Annotated in this window: 17 protein-coding genes; 12 read left to right on the top strand and 5 right to left on the bottom strand. The window is 73.9% G+C overall.

Annotation, left to right across the window (positions count from 1 at the left end):
• From ASG32_RS14405 to ASG32_RS14375, 7 genes are all read left to right on the top strand, one after another.
• Positions 1-972: an aliphatic sulfonate ABC transporter substrate-binding protein gene (locus ASG32_RS14405; protein WP_056527225.1), complete on the top strand. Its 972-nt coding sequence runs from the start codon at positions 1-3 to the stop codon at positions 970-972.
• 17 nt (positions 973-989) lie between these two features.
• Positions 990-2,039 (top strand): sulfonate ABC transporter substrate-binding protein, encoded by a 1,050-nt coding sequence (locus ASG32_RS14400; protein ID WP_082557875.1) that lies wholly within the window; start codon positions 990-992, stop codon positions 2,037-2,039.
• Complete coding sequence (gene ssuC, locus ASG32_RS14395; protein ID WP_056527222.1) at positions 2,039-2,821, top strand: aliphatic sulfonate ABC transporter permease SsuC; 783 nt, start codon at positions 2,039-2,041, stop codon at positions 2,819-2,821. Before ASG32_RS14400 ends, ssuC begins: the two co-directional genes overlap by 1 nt.
• Positions 2,821-3,708: an ATP-binding cassette domain-containing protein gene (locus ASG32_RS14390; RefSeq protein ID WP_199866120.1), complete on the top strand. Its 888-nt coding sequence runs from the start codon at positions 2,821-2,823 to the stop codon at positions 3,706-3,708. Before ssuC ends, ASG32_RS14390 begins: the two co-directional genes overlap by 1 nt.
• 118 nt (positions 3,709-3,826) lie before the next feature.
• On the top strand, positions 3,827-5,002 hold the full coding sequence (gene ssuD, locus ASG32_RS14385; RefSeq protein WP_020094784.1) for an FMNH2-dependent alkanesulfonate monooxygenase: 1,176 nt from the start codon (positions 3,827-3,829) through the stop codon (positions 5,000-5,002).
• Positions 5,003-5,143: 141 nt separating this feature from the next.
• Entirely contained in the window at positions 5,144-5,413 is a 270-nt protein-coding gene (locus ASG32_RS14380) for a hypothetical protein (RefSeq protein WP_056527219.1), read from the top strand.
• Positions 5,414-5,694: 281 nt separating this feature from the next.
• Complete coding sequence (locus ASG32_RS14375; RefSeq protein ID WP_056527216.1) at positions 5,695-7,950, top strand: cyclic nucleotide-binding domain-containing protein; 2,256 nt, start codon at positions 5,695-5,697, stop codon at positions 7,948-7,950.
• A 34-nt stretch (positions 7,951-7,984) separates the two neighbouring features.
• Here ASG32_RS14375 and ASG32_RS14370 read toward each other — a convergent pair whose 3' ends face one another.
• A complete protein-coding gene (locus tag ASG32_RS14370; RefSeq protein WP_056527213.1) occupies positions 7,985-8,380 on the bottom strand; it encodes a DUF3307 domain-containing protein in 396 nt (131 codons plus the stop codon).
• A gap of 344 nt (positions 8,381-8,724) precedes the next feature.
• On the opposite strand from ASG32_RS14370, the gene ASG32_RS14365 reads away from it, so the two are divergent.
• Positions 8,725-9,387, top strand: coding sequence for a sigma-70 family RNA polymerase sigma factor (locus ASG32_RS14365; RefSeq protein ID WP_244491946.1), 663 nt, complete (start codon positions 8,725-8,727; stop codon positions 9,385-9,387).
• Between the two features lie 107 nt (positions 9,388-9,494).
• On the opposite strand, the gene ASG32_RS14360 is transcribed toward ASG32_RS14365, so the two are convergent.
• A complete protein-coding gene (locus ASG32_RS14360; protein WP_244491944.1) occupies positions 9,495-10,556 on the bottom strand; it encodes a GNAT family N-acetyltransferase in 1,062 nt (353 codons plus the stop codon).
• Between the two features lie 329 nt (positions 10,557-10,885).
• Between ASG32_RS14360 and ASG32_RS14355 the strand changes: the two genes are divergently transcribed.
• A complete protein-coding gene (locus ASG32_RS14355) occupies positions 10,886-11,659 on the top strand; it encodes a GNAT family N-acetyltransferase (RefSeq protein ID WP_056527207.1) in 774 nt (257 codons plus the stop codon).
• 11 nt (positions 11,660-11,670) lie between these two features.
• Here the strand turns inward: ASG32_RS14355 and ASG32_RS14350 are convergent, their stop codons facing one another.
• Together ASG32_RS14350 and ASG32_RS14345 are read right to left on the bottom strand one after the other, a co-directional pair.
• Positions 11,671-11,988, bottom strand: coding sequence for a hypothetical protein (locus ASG32_RS14350; protein WP_056527203.1), 318 nt, complete (start codon positions 11,986-11,988; stop codon positions 11,671-11,673).
• Positions 11,985-12,713, bottom strand: a complete 729-nt coding sequence (locus ASG32_RS14345) for an SGNH/GDSL hydrolase family protein (protein ID WP_056527200.1) — start codon at positions 12,711-12,713, stop codon at positions 11,985-11,987. The genes ASG32_RS14350 and ASG32_RS14345 overlap by 4 nt, the downstream gene beginning before the upstream one ends.
• Before the next feature lie 353 nt (positions 12,714-13,066).
• Here ASG32_RS14345 and ASG32_RS14340 point away from each other — a divergent pair, with 353 nt between their 5' ends.
• Positions 13,067-13,843, top strand: coding sequence for a 3-hydroxyacyl-CoA dehydrogenase (locus ASG32_RS14340; protein WP_056527198.1), 777 nt, complete (start codon positions 13,067-13,069; stop codon positions 13,841-13,843).
• Positions 13,844-13,847: 4 nt separating this feature from the next.
• Here ASG32_RS14340 and ASG32_RS14335 read toward each other — a convergent pair whose 3' ends face one another.
• Positions 13,848-14,096 (bottom strand): hypothetical protein, encoded by a 249-nt coding sequence (locus tag ASG32_RS14335; RefSeq protein ID WP_026605197.1) that lies wholly within the window; start codon positions 14,094-14,096, stop codon positions 13,848-13,850.
• 237 nt (positions 14,097-14,333) lie between these two features.
• Between ASG32_RS14335 and ASG32_RS14330 the strand changes: the two genes are divergently transcribed.
• Positions 14,334-14,903, top strand: a complete 570-nt coding sequence (locus ASG32_RS14330) for a PepSY domain-containing protein (RefSeq protein ID WP_056527194.1) — start codon at positions 14,334-14,336, stop codon at positions 14,901-14,903.
• 259 nt (positions 14,904-15,162) lie between these two features.
• Positions 15,163-17,439: a xanthine dehydrogenase family protein molybdopterin-binding subunit gene (locus tag ASG32_RS14325; RefSeq protein ID WP_056527191.1), complete on the top strand. Its 2,277-nt coding sequence runs from the start codon at positions 15,163-15,165 to the stop codon at positions 17,437-17,439.
• The last annotated feature ends 108 nt before the right edge of the window (positions 17,440-17,547 follow it).

Below are 17,547 nucleotides of genomic sequence, written 5' to 3'. Positions count from 1 at the left end.
ATGCTCGACCGTCGCGCCCTGCTGGCCGCCCTCGCGGCCCTGCCCCTAGCACCGGCCCTCGCGCCGGCCCTCGTCTCGGGCGCCCGGGCGGGCGAGCCCGGCGTGCTGCGGATCGGCTACCAGAAGAACGGCATCCTGGTCGTCGCCAAGCAGCAGAAGATCATCGAGAAGCGCCTGGAGCCCCTCGGATACGCAGTGCGCTGGGTCGAGTTCTCCTTCGGGCCGCCGCTACTGGAGGCCCTGTCACTGGACGGGATCGATCTCGGCCAGACCGGCGACGCCCCGCCGATCTTCGCCCAGGCCGCGCGCTCCAACCTCGTCTACGCGGCCGCCCAGGAGGCCGGCGGCTCCGGCGCCGGGATCCTGCTGCCGAAGGGCTCAGAGATCCGCAGCCTCGCCGAACTCAAGGGCAAGCGCGTCGCCTTCGCCAAGGCGTCGAGCTCCCACAACCTGACCATCGCGGCGCTGGAGAAGGCCGGCCTGAGCTACGCCGACATCGAGCCGGTGACGCTGGCGCCCGCGGACGCCGCGGCCGCCTTCGCCCGGGGCAGCATCGACGCCTGGACGATCTGGGACCCGTACTTCGCCATCGCCGAGCAGGGGGAGGGCGTGCGCGTGCTGGTGCGCGCCACCGACGTGACCCCGCAGAACAACTTCTTCCTGGCGAGCCGGCCCTTCGCGGAGAGCCGGGCCCCGGTCCTCACCGCGGCGATCGACGCCCTGGGCGAGGTGGCGGCCTGGTGCACGCAGAATCGCGGCGCGGTGGCGGAACTCCTGTCGCAGGGCACCGGCGTGCCGCTGGCCGCGACGCGGCGGGCGGTGGACCGGACCGACTACGTGATCGGACCGATGACCGACCGCGTCGCCGCCGAGCAGCAGCGGGTCGCCGACCGCTTCCACGCCCTGAAGCTGATCCCCAAGCCGATCCGCATCGCCGACGCGGTCTGGACGCCCCCCGCCCGCAACGGCTGAGACGACCGCAGAGAGCCATGACCGACCGATCGCCCCGCGCGCTGTCCCTGTCATCCGCCGGCGCCCCGGCCCCGAACCGCCGCCTCCTCCTGTCCGCCGGCCTCTGCCTCGCGGCGGCCGCGCTGCTGCGGCCGGCCCGCGCGGCCGGCACCATCCGCATCGGCTACCAGAAATACGGGTCCCTCGTGCTGCTGAAGGCCCGCGGCACCCTGGAGAAGGCCCTCCAGCCCCTCGGCACCGCGGTGGCGTGGTCCGAGTTCCCGTCCGGCCCGCCGCTCCTGGAGGCGCTGAATGCCGGGGCGATCGATCTCGGCTCGGCCGGCGAGGCACCGCCGATCTTCGCCCAGGCGGCGAGCCCGGAGCTGCGCTACGTCGCCGCCGAGCCGCCGGCGCCGCGGGGCGAGGCGATCCTCGTGCCCAAGGACAGCCCGATCCGCAGCGTCGCCGACCTGCGCGGCAAGACCGTCGCCCTCAACAAGGGATCGAACGTCCACTACCTGCTGGTGCGCGCCCTGGAGCAGGCGGGCGTCCCCTACGACGCGGTGACGCTCGCCTATCTGGCGCCGGCCGACGCCAACGCCGCCTTCGTGCGCGGCTCCGTCGATGCCTGGGTGATCTGGGACCCGTTCCAGGCCGCCGCCGAGCGCGCCACGGGCGCCCGGGTCCTGGTCGACGGGCGCGGGGTCGACGGGCACGCGCTCGCCCCCAACCGCCAGTTCTACCTGTCCCGGCGCGGCTTCACCGACACCAGTCCCGCGATCGTCTCGGCCGTGCTGCAGGCGATCGGGGAGATCGACGCCTGGGCCGAGGGACATGCCGACGCCGTGGCGGCGGAACTGGCGCCCTCGGTGGGCATCCCCGCGCCGGTCCTCGCCGTGGCGCTCGGCCGCCTGTCCTACGGCGTCGCGCCCCTCGACGCGGCCGCGATCGCCGACCAGCAGAAGGTCGCCGACAGCTTCCACCGCCTCGGGCTCCTGCCGAAGCCCGTCCGGGTCGCCGACGCGGTCTGGACGCCCCCCCGGCCCGCGGACGCCCTCAAGTCCGAGAAGCGGACGGAGAACCGCTGATGCGCCCCTCGAAGCTCGTTCGCCTGCGCGACTCCGCCGTGCCCTGGCTGCTGCCGGCCGCCATCCTGCTCGGCTGGCAGGCCGCGGTCTCGGCCGGCCTCGTCTCCAACCGCTTCATGCCGGCGCCCCTCGACGTGGTCCGGGCCGGCTGGGAGGCCGGGCGGACCGGGGAGCTCTGGACCAATCTCGGCGTCAGTACCCTGCGGGCGCTGGCGGGCTTCGTGATCGGCGGCGGCATCGGCTTCGGGCTCGGCCTCGCCAACGGCCTGTCGCGCCTGTCGGAGCGGCTCACCGACACCTCGGTGCAGATGGTGCGCAACGTGCCCCACCTGTCGCTGATCCCGCTGGTGATCCTGTGGTTCGGCATCGGCGAGGAGGCCAAGCTGTTCCTCGTGGCGCTCGGCGTGTTCTTCCCGATCTACGCCAACACCCTGCACGGCATCCGCTCGGTGGATCCGGGCCTCGTGGAGATGGGCCGGGTTTACGGCATGTCCCGCACCGAGCTGTTCACCCGCGTGGTGCTGCCGGGCGCCCTGCCGTCGATCTTCGTGGGCCTGCGCTACGCGCTGGGCATCATGTGGCTGACGCTGATCGTCGCCGAGACGATCTCGGCCTCGTCGGGGCTCGGCTACATGGCCATGCAGGCCCGGGAGTTCATGCTGGTCGACGTCGTCGTGCTGGCGATCTTGATCTACGCCGCCCTCGGCAAGTTCGCCGACGCCCTGACCCGCCAGCTCGAGCGCGCCTGCCTCGCCTGGAATCCCGCCTACAGGAGCGCCTGATGCTGCTCGACGCCGTCCGCCGCGAGGCGCTTCCCGACCCGGGCACGGATCCGCGCCCGGCGCCCGGCCCCGCCCCGGGGCACAGGCAAGCGGATCTGCCCGCGGATCTGCCCGCGGATTCGCCCCCCTCGCCGCCGGCCCGCGGGATCGCCGTCACCGTCCGCGACCTGGACAAGAGCTTCGACGGCACCGCCGTCATCGAGGGCCTGAACCTGTTCCTGCCGGCCGGCGGGTTCACCGCGGTGGTCGGCCGCTCCGGCTGCGGCAAGAGCACCCTGCTGCGCCTCATCCTCGGGCTCGACACGCCCACGGGCGGGCGGATCGACCTGGAGGGGCCGGAACGCTCCCCGCGCCGGTCCGAGCCGCCGAAGCGGATCATGTTCCAGGAGCCGCGGCTGCTGCCCTGGGCGCGGGTCGTCGACAACGTGGCGGTCGGCCTGTCGGGGCACGGCTCCCGGGCCGAGCGCCGGGAGCGGGCGCTCGCGGCGCTCGCCGAGGTCGGCCTCGCCGACAAGGCCGGGCAGTGGCCCGCCACCCTATCGGGCGGCCAGCGCCAGCGCGTGGCCCTGGCCCGGGCGCTGGTGAGCCGGCCGGGCCTGCTCGCCCTCGACGAGCCGCTGGGCGCCCTCGACGCCCTGACCCGGATCGGCATGCAGGACCTGATCGAGCGGATCTGGCGGGCGCAGGGATTCACCGCGCTCCTCGTCACGCACGACGTCACCGAGGCCGTGGCGCTGGCCGACCGCATCCTCGTGGTCGAGGCCGGCCGGATCGCCCTCGACGTGCGGGTCGACGTGCCCCGGCCGCGCCGGCGCGGGGATCCGAACCTCGCCCGCCTCGAGGGCCGCATCCTCGATCACCTGCTCGGATCGCAGCCGACCACCTGAACGCGGGGCCGCCCTTTCCCGGAAGCGGCGGCCCGCCCTAGCTCTCGACGATCACCGGATCCGCGCAGTCGGGTCCGGCTTTTCCGCATCCGGCCACCGGGCCGCACAGGAGATTCCGATGACAGCAGCCAATGACGGGCGCGCCGACGTCCTCTGGTTCCTGCCGACCCACGGCGACGGCCGCTATCTCGGCGCGCGGGAGGGGGCCCGGGACGTCTCGCTCAGCTATCTCCGGCAGATCGCGCAGGGGGCGGACGAGCTCGGCTATTACGGCGTGCTGCTGCCCACCGGACGCTCCTGCGAGGATTCCTGGATCGTCGCCTCGGCGCTGGCGCCGCTGACCAAGCAGCTGCGCTTCCTCGTGGCGGTGCGGCCGGGCCTGATGGAGCCCTCCGCGGCGGCCCGCATGACCGCGACCCTCGACCGGATCTCGGACGGGCGCCTCCTGATCAACGTCGTCACCGGCGGCGACCCGGTGGAACTCGCCGGCGACGGCGTGTTCCTGTCCCACGACGAACGCTACGCCGTCACCGACGAGTTCCTGACGATCTGGCGCGGCCTGCTCGCGGGCGAGACCGTGACCTTCCGGGGCGATCACCTGCGCACCGAGAACGGCCGGCTGATCTTCCCGCCGGTGCAGAAGCCCTACCCGCCGCTCTATTTCGGCGGCTCGTCGGCGGCCGGCATGGCGGTCGCGGCCGAGCATTGCGACGTCTACCTGACCTGGGGCGAGCCCCCGGCCCAGGTCGCCGAGAAGATCGCCGCCGCCCGGGAGGCCGCCGAGGCGAAGGGTAAGACCTTCTCGTACGGCATCCGCCTGCACGTCATCGCCCGCGAGACCGAAGCCGCGGCCTGGGAGGCCGCCGAGCAGCTGATCTCGAAGCTCGACGACGCCACCATCGCCAAGGCGCAGGAGACCCTGAAGCGGCAGGATTCCGTCGGCCAGAGCCGCATGATGGCGCTCCACGGCGGCAGCCGCGACAAGCTCGTGGTGGCGCCGAACCTCTGGGCCGGCGTCGGCCTCGTCCGCGGCGGCGCCGGGACGGCCCTGGTCGGCTCGGCCGACCAGGTCGCCGACCGGATGAAGGAGTACATCGATCTCGGGATCGACCGCTTCATCCTCTCGGGCTACCCGCACCTGGAGGAGGCCTACCGGTTCGCCGAGCTGGTCTTCCCGAAGCTGCCGCTGCGCGCCACGACCGGGCGGCCGGCCGGCAATGCCCGCAACGACGGCCCGTTCGGCGAGATCATCGCCAACGACCTCGTGCCGACCCGCCGCGTCAGCGCGCACTGACCGGCGGCCCCGCCGGCACGGGGCATGGCTGATCTGCGTTCGGGCGGCCCGGGCGTCATGGTCATGCCATCCTTGGCGCCCATCCGCACCGCCCATCGCCGCGCGACCCGCTCGCGCGGCCTGGACGAGCGTAGGATTTCGATGACTTCGACCAAGACGGCCCTCCTGGCCATCGGTCTGTGCCTCGGCCACGCCGCGGCCTTCGCGGAGCAATCCCCGGCCCGGGAAGCCCTCAAGCAGTACTGCACCGGCGACTACATGGATTTCTGCAGCGCCTACGCGCCGGGCGGCCCGGAGGTCGAGGCCTGCTTCAAGGCCAACCTCAAGAAGCTCTCCCCGAACTGCTCGGCGGCGATCACCGCCTACAAGAAGGAGCAGCGGGCGACCAAGCGCGTCAGCGAGGCGCGCTGAGGGCCGAACGCCCGTCGCGGCGGCCGCGACCCGGGAGCCCCCGACGGCGCGGCGGATCGGCTGATCCGCCGCGCGATCCACCGCGGCGATCGCACAATGCTGTCGCGCGGAAGCGGCCTGCACGATAATTTAAGCCGGCGCCTGCCATCGGTTGAGAACTGGCGTGGCCAAGGTCAGGTCCTGCGATTCGGCGACGATCCGTGCGCGTGATCGCACGGGATCTGCACCGGGATCTGCGATCTCCGCGCCCATCGGGATTTCGAGACGCGGGTACCGTGCCGATGACGACAACCGACCTGACGTCCGCCGGGACCGCATCCCCGGCCGGCGGCCGCGCGGCGATCCTGCGCGGGGCCCGCATCGGGGCGGCGGCGGCCGTCACCGTGATGGTGCTGCTCCTAGACCTCATCAGCTACTCCCAGCTCATCTTCTCGGGGCCGCTGGTGGAGAGCCGCGCGGCCGGCCTGTCGGCGCTGCTCGCGGCCTACGTGCTGGGCAGCCTCGTCTTCATCGCGCTGCGCCGCACCGCGCGGATCTCGCTGTCCTTCATCGGCGCGGCCGCGATCGTGCAGGCGGCGATCGCCGCGGCGGTCGCCGGGCAGCTCGAGGCCGCGGGCGTCACCGATCCGGAGACGGTCGGCCAGCTCGTGCTCGTCGCCTGCGGCGTCTCGACCTTCGCCACCGGCGTGATCTTCGCGCTGCTCGGCACCCTGCGGGCCTCCCTGCTGGTGCAGCTCCTGCCCTACCCGGTGCTCGCCGGCTTCCTCGGCGGCGTCGGCCTGCTGTTCCTGCGCAGCGGCGTGCAGATCGGCGGCCATGTCGACGACCCGCTCGCGGCCCTGCTCCACGCCGTCGATCCGGCGAACCTCGATCCGGGCCGGATCGATGCCGGGGCGCTCGCGCGCATCGCCCTGACCCTCGTGATCGGGTTCTGCGCCTTCTACCTCCCCAGGATCGTCCGGCACTGGGGGACCTACCCGACGGTGATCCTGTCGAGCCTCGCGGTGGTCCATCTCGGGCTGGCCTGGACGGGCACCAGCGTCGCGGCCGGGCAGGCATCGGGATGGCTGATCGAGCCGCTGCCGACGGGCACGCTGCTGCGGCCGCCCGCCATCGGCAGCCTGACGGACTTCGATCCGCACCTGCTCCTGCCGATCTGGCCCAAGATCGCCACCCTGGTCGTCGTGGCGGTGATCATCCAGATCCTCTACGTGGTGAGCGTCGAGCTGGAGATCCGGCGCGACCTCGACATCGACCGGATGTTCGTCGCCTCGGGCGCCACCAACTTGGTCGGCAGCGTGTTCGGCAGCTCCGCGATGGGCTTCGGCCGGACCTCGACGCTGCTGCTGCACAACATCGGCGGCGGCCACTGGCTCGGCTGGTGGCTGACCCTCGCGGTCATGGCGGCGCTCCTCATCGTCGGCGCGAGCCCCCTGGCGCTGCTGCCCCGCCCGCTGGCCGGCGGCGCCCTGATCGCCATCGGCATCGGGCTCCTGTTCAACCTCGGCGTCGCCAGCCGGACCCTCCCGCGCTGGGAGATCGCCATCGCGCTGGTCGTATGCACCGCCACCGCGTATTTCGGGGCCACCACGGGCTTCCTCGTCGGCGTCCTGCTGGCGATCCTGATCTTCGGGGTCCAGTACGGGCAGATCGGCGCGATCCGCCGGTCGCTCTCCGGGGCGGACCGGCGCAGCAGCGTGATCCGCGGCCCCGACGCCGCCGCGCGGCTCGAGGCGGCCGGCGACCGGACCCGGATCTACACCCTGCAGGGCTACCTGTTCTTCCTCAACGCGCAGGCGATCTTCCGCCGGGCCGCCGCGGAGGCCGGGGATCTGCGCGTGCTGATCCTGGATTTCCGCGAGACCGTGGGACTCGACAGCTCGGCGCTGATCGCGTTCCGCAAGGTCGGCCAGCTCGCCGAGCAGCGGCGCTTCGAGGTGCTGCTGGTCCACGTGGATCCGATCGCGCGCCTGCTGATCACCCGCAGCGGCCTCACCGCCGACCCGCGTGTCCGGATCCTCGACACGCTGGACGAGGCCCTACGCGCCGCCGAGGCGACGCTCCTGGCGGAGGCCGGCGGCGCCGGCCCGGGGGAAGTCGCCGTCTTCGCCCGGCACATGGCCGACCGGCTCGGCAGCACGTTCGGCCCGGACGACTTCGCGCCCTACCTGACGGTCCGCGAGCTCGCGGCGGGCGCGGCGCTGATGCGCCAGGGGGAGGCGGCCGATGCCCTCTACTTCCTGGAGCAGGGCCTCGTCTCCATCGAGATGGAGGTCCCCGGCCGCGGCAACCTGCGCCTGCGCACCACCACGGCCGGCACGGTGATCGGCGAGATCGCGCTGGTCCAGGGCGGGCGGCGCACCGCCACCGCCGTCGCCGAGAGCCCCTGCCGGGTGGTCGTCATCGACCGCGCCGCCCTCGCGCGGATGGAGCGGGAGCGCCCGGACCTCGCGCTCGCCTTCCAGCGCTTCCTGATCCTGGAACTGGCCGGCAAGGTCTCCGACACGAACCGGCTGCTCGAGGCCGAGATGCAGTGAGGCGCCCGGCGGCGCCGGCTCTCCCGGTCAAGGGTCAGGCCGCCGCCAGCACCACGGCGAGCCCCAGATGGGTGACCTGGTGCAGGAACTGGTCGATGCCGATCAGCCACCAGAACCGGGCGTCCGTGGCCGGCAGGCTCGTCCGCCGACCGACCAGCACCTTGCCGCGATCGATCCCCGTGTGGATCGCGAAATCGACGAGCGCCAGCCACCACAGGGCCGGCTTCACCGCCAGCGCGATCGCCAGCGTGCCGAGGCCGTGCAGGCCGGTATGGGCGCAGAGGGGCGCGAGCCAGGCGGACGACCGCTGCTTGCCCTGCGCCATCCAGTTGGTCTGAAAGAAGAAGTCCGCCGCGAGGTGCTTCACGGCGAACGCCAGGACCAGCAGCGCGAAGGCACCCACCGGGACGAGCGTATCGACGGACGGCATCGCGGCGCTGGCTCTCCTGCCGCGTTCCTGCGGGGAAGGGTTCGGCCGCGCGCACCACGCGCCGAATCGAGGAAGCGCCAGCATACACGCGCCGACGGACCCTGGCGCGACCGGAAATCCGGCGTGGCCGCCGGCCCGATCCCGGGCGTGGCACCGTGGAATGCAGAATCCGGAACGATTTCTCGCCCCGCGCCGGGGCGAACGTCCAGATCTTTCATCTATTCTCTCGAACCGATGTCGATATTTCGAGTTTTAATAATTCCAATCCACGAAGATAGACGTTGTTACACAGAACAGCCGCGTGTTACGCGTCCCACCCGCACGCGCCGTGCCGATGGGAGCTTGTGAGCGGAACAGTGGCGACCTGGAACTGCGACGCCGGTCCCTCCGGCCACGGGATCGCCGCGGTCCTGCCGGGCCGGCCCGGCCGCCCTCCGCCCAGCGGATCATGGAACCTCGCGGCGTTCGAGCGCCATCGCGCCGCCTATCTGGCGCGGGCGCGCCGCATCCTCGGCTGCCCGGCCCAGGCGGAGGACGTCGTCCAGGACGTGCTGCTCCGGCTGATCGCCGATCCGCCCCCGGCCGAGACCGCGATCCAGGCCGCCTATGTCGGGCGGATGGTGCGCAACCTCGCCCTGGACCGGGCGCGGCGGCAGGGCCTCGAGCGGCGCCTGTTCACCGGCCTCGACGCCGCGCCGGACCCGGCCGATCCCGGCACCGGGACCCCCGAGGCGGCCGCGGCGTCGCGGGAATCCCTGCGGCAGGTGGAGGCCGCGGTGGCCGAGCTGCCGGAGCCGGTGCGCACGGTCTTCCAGCTCCACCGGGTCGAGGGCGTTCCGCAGATCGAGATCGCGGCCCGGCTCGGGGTCTCGCGCGCGCTGGTGTGCGGCCTCGTGCGCCGCGGCCACCTGCACTGCCTCGCGGCCCTCGACCGGCGCTGCGCCGCCTGCCCGGCGCGCGCCGAGGCCCCAGGCCGGCAGCGGCGCCGGACCGCGCCCGTCAACTAGGACCTCGGCCGCGGCCCGGCGCAGGCGATCATCAGCCCGCCGGCGACGGGCCCGTGGGCGGGGGCGGGGGTGTCACCGGACGCTCACCCCTGTTCGCGGAAGGCGGTCTAGGCGGGCACCGCGGGAGGCCGCGGCGCGGCGTCGGCGGCGACCGCCCCCGGCACCCAGAGCCGGTCGCGCACGAAGTGCTCGCGCGACAGCGCGACCAGGGCCGCGCGCTTGTGGGGGAAGTCGACGGTCGCGATCGTCGCGAAGCCGGAGCCGTGGAGGTTCCGGATCTGCTGGGCGTGATCGGCCCGCGGCTCGCCGACGACGCGCTGCGTGCGCGGCTCGTCGAGGAACAGGTAGTGCATCAGCGACGGCAGCCAGGCCGAGAGCGCGGGCCGCCCGCGCACGGACGCGTCGCCGATCGCGACGTGCCAGCCGCGGTCGTAGGGGCCGGCCTCGTAGAGCGGCCCGAGGCGGCTCTCCCGCGCCCAGTACAGCTCGAAATAGCCGAACGGCCTGCCGTCGAGGCAGCCGAACAGCGGCAGGGTCGCGGGGTCGGCCTGGAGCCCGGCGATATAGGCGGCGTGCGCCTCCAGGGTACCGGTCTCCTGCCAGATCGCGGCGATCCGGGGGTCGTTCATCCAGGTCGAGAACAGGGCGACGTCGCCGGGCTCCGTCATCGTGCGGAAGCTCAGACGCCGGTCGAGCCACGGGATCGCCCGCGCGTAGACCGTGCCGGGCGGCGTCCGGGGCCGCAGCGGGTGGCGGCGGCCGGCCGTGGCGGTGAACAGCTCGGGGAAGGGCGGCCGGGCCCGCGGGAGCCAGCGGGCGGCGCATTGCCAGAGGAGCCCCGGCAGGATCTCGACCCCGTCGCCATCACCGAGGGGCCGCGCCGTGCCGAGGTCGAGCAGCCGTCCGGACGTCGCCGGATCGGCCGCGACGACGATGCGCAGGACCTGCATGTCCTGGGCGGTCAGCGCCTCGGCGCGCGCCAGGATCGCCTCCGCGGCCGCCGCCGGCGCGACCGGCTCGGCGAGGCGGATTACCGGCACTTCGCGAGTCCCCTCCAGAGTGAGGGGCACCGGCGCGGCGTCCCGCGCGGTTTCCCGCGCCCCGTCATCGCACGTCCTCGGGGGATGCGCCCCCGCGTCGCGCATCCGCTGGCTCGAAGCGTCCGTCATCCGTCCTCCGCGCGTCGCCGGCACCTCCGCGTCGCCGGCACCTCCCTGACGGATGGACCCGTTCGGCGTTCAGAGGTTTCGTGCGGGCGCCGTCCGCCGGCGCCGGGTGCGACAGCATGAACGGCGCCCCGCCTCAACCGTCACTCCGTCGAAGCCCGAGCGGCGCAGGAGCGAGCGGATGGACAGGCACGGCCAGGAAGCGGGCGCGGACACGGCTGCGGAGGCAGGTCCGGGCACGGCCGGGGACACGGCCGGGGACGCAGCCAGGGACACCGCCGAGGCCCGGGCGCCGTCCCCCGCGCGAGCCTCCGCTCGGACGGCCGCCTGACATGCAGGCGCCCGAACCGACCTTCGAGACCCTTCGCGACGCCCATGTGGCGGCGCTCACCGGCTCCCTGATCGACGGCGTCGAGCACGGCCCCGGGGGCGCCGGCTACGTCTGGTCGCGCAGCATCCCGGACCCGACCGTGAACTTCGCCTTCGGCGTGCACCGTCCCGACCAGTTTGCCTGGGCGGGCGCGGCCGCCCTCGGGCGAGCCCGGGCGCCGGCCTTCCTGGCCCGGGACGACGGCGAGATCGCGCTGCTGCGCGCCCTGTTCGAGCCCGCGATCCTCTACCCGGCGCGCTGGATGGTGGCGCGGGAGCTTCCGGCGCTGGCCCCGGCCGGCAGCGCCGTCACCGTGCAGGCGACGCCCGCGCCGGGGCCGGATTTCGAGAGGGTCTTCGCCCACCTGTCCGACGCGCCGGGCGTGCGGACGCATCTGCGCCGCTACTACATCCCGGCGCTGCGCGCGGCCCGGGGCCGGCACGGCCTCGTGACCCTGCACCTCGTCCTGCGCGACGCCGCCGGCCCGGCGGCCTGCGCCAGCCTCTACCTGCGCGGCGAGACGGCGGGCCTGTACAATGTCAGCACGCGGGCCGACCGGCAGCGCCGCGGCCTCGGCACCGCCGTGACGGTCGCGGCCCTGCGCGAGGCGCGGGCGCGGGGGGCGGTTCAGGTCTTCCTGCAATGCCCGGCCGACGGCAGGACCGAGGCCCTCTACGCGCGGGCAGGCTTCCGGACGGCCTGCGCGCCGACTCTGCTGTGCACGACCCCGCCCTGATCCGGACCCGCTCAGAACGGCTCCGCGCCGTACCCGTCGGGCGTGAGGCCGAGGACGAACCCGATCTCCGCATCCGCGTCGCGCAGGACGAGCGCGCTGGCCGGGCCGGTCACGACCTTGCCCCGTCCCTCGATCCGGGCGCCGTAGCGACCGCGGGGTTCGAGGGCGGCCAGCGCCGCGAGGGCACGGCGCACCGCCCGCGGGTGGCGGACGCCGTTCTCGTCGCGCCAGGCCGCCTCCTCGCTGGGCCAGAGCCGCCGGGGCAGGTGCTGCACGCCGGCGCGCGCGGGCGGCCGCAGGGCCGCGGCGAGGCGCGCGCGGAGCCTCACGGCCGGCCGATCCAGGCGGCGCGCAGGATCCGCAGGGGCGCGGCCGGCACGGGCCTCCGGACGGGCGCGAGCGGGAGCGCATCGAGCACCACCGCGCTGGCGAGCGCCGCGGCCAGGGGCGCGTAGTCGGCCAGATGCACGCCGTCCCGGTGGAGGCCCGGACCGGCGAGGCCGCCGGTGCCGGATCGCCACGGCGCGAACGGGTCGAAGAAGGTGCGGCCCCCCGCGGCGCAGAGTGCCGCGAGGCGATCCGAGAAGACCGCGACGGCGGCGGGATCGCGCCCGGTCGCCCCGGCACCGATCGGCGGGATCGCGGCGACGAAGACCTGCGCGGTCCAGGCCTCCAGGCGGCGCAGGATGTCCCGGACATCGGCCTCGAACCGGTCGACCACCCGGGCCCGCTCGGGATGGCGCCAGCGCTGGATGTCGTTGGTGCCGATGATCAGCACCGCGGCCGCGCAGCGGACCGGGACGCGCAGCGCCGCGAGCTGGCGGCCGCAATCGGCCGCGGTGCTGCCGCCGACCGCGACGTTGATGCAGGACCGGCCGCCGAGATCCGGCGCGCCGACGAGCTCCGCGTGGGAATTGCCGACGAGCAGCACGCTGCCGGGCGCGGCCGCCCGGAGGGCCGCGCAAATGCCGGGACGCCGCTCGGCGAAGTGGTGCCCGACGATCCGCCCGTGCCGCCAGTGCCGGGCCGCATTCTCGATCCAGTGGGCGCCCATGGCTGTCCTGATCAGGCGTGAGGGAGCGGCCGCTCCCGGACGGCCGGGATCGGAGGATGACGGGGCGGGCCGGTCCGCGGCCCGGATACAGGAAACGACAGGTCACGCGCGGCCGAACGACTTGCCGCCGCGCGATGGATCACCGGATAAACTTCGAAGAAACACGCGATGATATGATCCCGTACATCGGATCATCTTCACCACGTATATGTGGGAAAAAATCACACGTCAATCGCGGCGCGGACGCGATCGGGCGCATGTGCCGGGCCGGACACCTTCCGGCGGCCGCGGCGCCGCGCTACCTCGGGACTCGCGGGGCGCCGTAGGCTGCCCGGGAGCGGCGGGGAGCCAGGATGGCGAGCGCGATGATCAGGGACCGGGTCTTCATCGTCACGGGCGCGGGCTCGGGCCTCGGGGAGGCGGCGGCGCGGGGCCTCGCGGCGGCGGGGGCGCGGGTGGTCGTGGCCGACATCGCCCGGGAGGCCGGCGCCCGGGTGGCGGCGGACCTCGGGGCGCAGGCCCGCTTCGCCGAGACGGACGTCACCCGCGAGGCGGACGGCGCGGCGGCGGTCCGGACGGCGCTGGACGCGTTCGGGCACCTCCACGGGCTGGTGAACTGCGCCGGCATCGCGCCGGGGGAGAAGGTGGTCGGCCGCGACGGGCCGCACCGGCTCGAGACCTTCGCGCGGGCGGTCTCGGTCAACCTCGTGGGCACGTTCAACATGATCCGGCTGGCCGCCGACACCATCGCCCGCGAGGCGCCGGACGCGGCCGGCGCCCGGGGCGTGATCGTGAACACCGCCTCGATCGCGGCCTTCGACGGCCAGATCGGGCAGGCCGCCTACGCGGCCTCGAAGGGCGGGGTGGTGTCCATGACCCTGCCGATCGCCCGGGAGCTCGCCCGGCACGGCATCCGGGTGGTCACCATCGCGCCCGGCATCTTCGAGACCCCGATGATGGCGGGCCTGCCCCAGGACGTGCAGGACACGCTCGGCCAGAGCGTGCCGTTTCCGCCGCGCCTCGGCCGCCCGTCGGAATACGCGGACCTCGTCCGCCACATCTGCGAGAACCCGATGCTGAACGGCGAGACGATCCGGCTCGACGGGGCGCTGCGGATGCCGCCGCGCTGACGGCTCAGCCGATCGACACGCTGGTCAGCACCTCGGCGGCGCGGCGGACCTCGGCGGCGATCATCTCCTCGCTCGGGCCGTCGATCGGCAGGTCCGACAGGATCGCCGCCACGTCGCGCTTCACGTCCTCGCGGATCTCCGGGTTCTCCTCGGAGAGCCGCCCGATCAAGACGCCGAGCACGATCTCCAGGGCGGACAGCTTGGCGTGCAGGCGGGTGAACTCGTCCAGCGGCTCGGGCTCGTGCGCGGTCATGGCCTGCTCCATCGGGGGGACGTCCGCCGTCCCCGAGGGGCGCGCCGGATCGCCCGCGTGTCATACAGGGGCGCCGGCCGTCCGTCTCGCCGGGCCGTCGACCCCACGCGGCCCCAGGCGCCGACCCGGCCCCGCCCGGGCGACGGGACCCGAATTTTTTCCCGATCGCGGGCAACCGGTTTTCCGGACCCGACGTTTCACGCATCCGTGAACGAACCCGCGAAGGGACACACCGCCATGATCACCCGTCTCACCGCCGCAGCCGGCCTCCTGGCCCTCTCCACCGGCCTCGCCCTGGCCCAGTCGCCCACCGCGACGCCCGCCGAGCCGGCCTCCAAGGCCGACAGCAACATGAAGGAGTGGCAGGTCGCCAAGGTCGCCAAGGTCAGCCTCGCCCAGGCGCTCACCACCGCCGAATCGCAGGGCGACGAGAAGGGCGGCCGCGCTATCGACGCCGATTTCGAGAAGGCCGGCAGCAAGGATCCGGCCCACTACGCGATCAAGGTCGTCTACCCGAGCGGCAAGCTCGTCGAGTACGGCATCAACGCCGATACCGGCGCGCTCTACAAGACCGAGAACCAGCCGATCGAGCGCTACTTCACCCGGCTGAAGGCTTCCGACTTCCAGAACGCCAAGACCTCGCTGAAGGACGCGCTCGCCATCGCCGAGCAGAAGGCCGGCGGCGGCAAGGCCTACGAGGCCGAGGTCGAGAAGGACGGCTCCGCGGTGCAGTACGAGATCAAGGTCGCGGGCGCCGACAAGGAGCAGGAGGTCAAGGTCGGACCGGACGGCAAGGTCCTGAACTGAGATCTTGAGCTGAGGTTCTGGGCTGCGGCGGTGAAGGCTGCCGCAGCCCGCTCCGCCCTTGCGAGCGGAGCGAAGCAATCCGGGCGGCGCCACGCTTATCCAGGGCGCGCTGCCCTGGGTCGCTTCGCTCCGCTCGCGATGACGCCTGGGCCCGTTCGGTTGCTGCATCCTGTCGCTCCACCGTCCGGGGAGCCGTGAAGCCCTCACGGCGCTTCCACCTTGCGATGCGGCCCGAGGGGCCGCGAACGAGGAGGGCGGCATGGACGCCGGCGCGCAGGACACCGACGGCCATCTCGGCCGCCCCCACACCCGTGTCGAGGGAGCCGACAAGGTCACCGGCCGGGCCCTCTACAGCTCCGACCTCACCGGCCCGGACCGCGACACGGCCCACGCGGCCCTGGTGACCAGCACCATCGCCCGGGGCCGCATCACCGGGTTCGACCTCGCGGCGGCCGAGCGGGTGCCGGGACTCCTCCGGATCTTCACCCACCGGGACCTCGCGGGCGCGGTGGCGCCGGTGAAGCACCTGATGGCCGGCGGGTACGCCAACAGCTCGCACCGTCCGCTCGATTCCGACGCCGTCGCCTATGCCGGTCAGATCGTGGCCCTCGTGGTCGCCGAGAGTCAGGCGGCCGCCGAAGCGGCGGCCGGTGCGGTGAAGGTCGCCTACGCGGAGGAGCCCGCCGCCGGCGGCTTCGACGCCCCCGGGGCCGAGACCGTGCGCCTCGCCGACCTGAAGCCCCACCACGCGGACATCGCCCGGGGCGACGCCGAGGCGGGTCTGCGGGAGGCCACCGTCCGGGTCGAAGCGCGCTACGCGACGCCAGTCCAGCACCACAACCCGATCGAGCTGTTCACCACCCGGGCCGCCTGGGACGGCGAAAGGCTCACCGTCCAAGAGCCGACCCGCTACGTCGGCGCCGTGCAGCACGGGCTCGCGGCGCAGCTCGGGCTCGATCCCGCGCAGGTGCGGGTGGTGGCGGGGCTGATCGGCGGCCATTTCGGCTCGAAATTCGCCCTGTCGCAGCACACGGCCCTGGTCGCCCTGGCGGCCAAGCGCCTCGGCCGGCCGGTCTCGCTGGTGCCCAGCCGGCGACAGTGCTTCACCATCGCCAATTATCGGCCGGAATCGCGCCACCGCATCCGACTCGGCGCCGACCGGACGGGCCGGTTCACCGCCCTGGTCCACGAGGCCGAGACCGTGACGTCGCGCTTCGATCCCTTCGTCATGGAGGGCGCGGAGGTGACGGCGAGCCTCTACGCCTGCCCGAACATCCGCACCGAGGAGCGGGCCGTGCGGGTCGATCGCAACACGCCGGGGCCGATGCGGGCGCCCCCGGAGGTGCCGTTCCTGTTCGCCCTGGAGAGCGCCGTCGACGAGATGGCGGTCGCGCTCGGCATGGACCCGATCGCGCTGCGCCGCCTCAACGACACGGCGGTCGATCCGGTCTCCGGAAAACCGTTCTCGACCCGGCCGCTGATGGCCTGCTTCGACGCCGGCGCGAAGGCCTTCGGCTGGTCGCGCCGGGTGCCGCGCCCGGGCGCGATGCGCGACGGGCCCTGGCGGGTGGGTCTCGGCTGCGCGACTTCGGTGCGGCCCACCAAGATCGCGGCCGCGACCCTGCGGGTCCGGCTCGGCCCGGACGGCGCCGCGGAGGTCGCCTGCGCGCACCACGAGATCGGCAACGGCATCACCACGCTGCTGGCGATGGGCGCGGCGGACGGTCTCGGCGTGCCGGTGGAGCGGGTCACCGTCCGGCTCGGCGACACCGACCTGCCGGCGGCGGGGATCTCGGGCGGGTCGAGCACGACCACCAGCCTGATGAGCGCCCTGGCGCTCGGCTGCCGCCAGATCCGCGAGAGCCTGGCGCAGGCCGCGACCGGGCAGGGCGGGCGCCTCGCCGGCCGCGATCCGGGCAGCCTGCGCCTCGCGGGCGACCGGCTCGCGGCGCCGGACGGGGCCGGGATCGCACTCGGCGAGGCCGTCGGCCCGGAAGGCGTCGAGACGGTCGCGGAGTTCGTGCCCGAGGGCGGCGACCGGGAGAAGGCGCTCGCGGGCCTGCGGCAGGGCCATATCGGGCTCGCCCTCGGTGGGGGCGGGAAGGCCGTCTCCTGGGGCTTCGGCGCGCAGTTCGCCGAGGTCCACGTCCACGCCGAGACCGGGGAAATCCGCGTCGCCCGGCTCACCGGCGCCTTCGCGGCGGGGCGCATCCTCAACCCGCTGGCCGCGCGGAGCCAGCTCACGGGCGGGATGATCTGGGGCCTCGGCTCGGCGCTGCTCGAAGAGACGGTGGTGGACGGCGCCGCCTACCGCAACCCGGATCTCGCCGAGTACCTTGTCCCCACGGCGGCCGACGCGCCGGAGGTGGAGGCGCTGCTGGTGCCCGATCCCGACGATCAGGTCGATGCGCTGGGCCTGAAGGGCCTGGGCGAGCTCGGGATCATCGGGGTGAACGCGGCCATCGCCAACGCGATCCACCACGCCACCGGCCGCCGGATCCGCAGCCTGCCGATCCGGGTGGAGGACGTGGCGTGAGGGGCTGACTCTCCTCCCCCTTGCGGGGAGGAGTTTGGGGATCGCAGATCCCGCGTGGGAGTGGGGCCGGAAAGGGCTCGGCGGTTCCTTCTGAACCACCCCCACCCC

This window comes from Methylobacterium sp. Leaf361, assembly GCF_001424445.1.
Lineage (GTDB): Bacteria > Pseudomonadota > Alphaproteobacteria > Rhizobiales > Beijerinckiaceae > Methylobacterium.
This window is presented reverse-complemented; position numbering and strand designations above follow the sequence as displayed.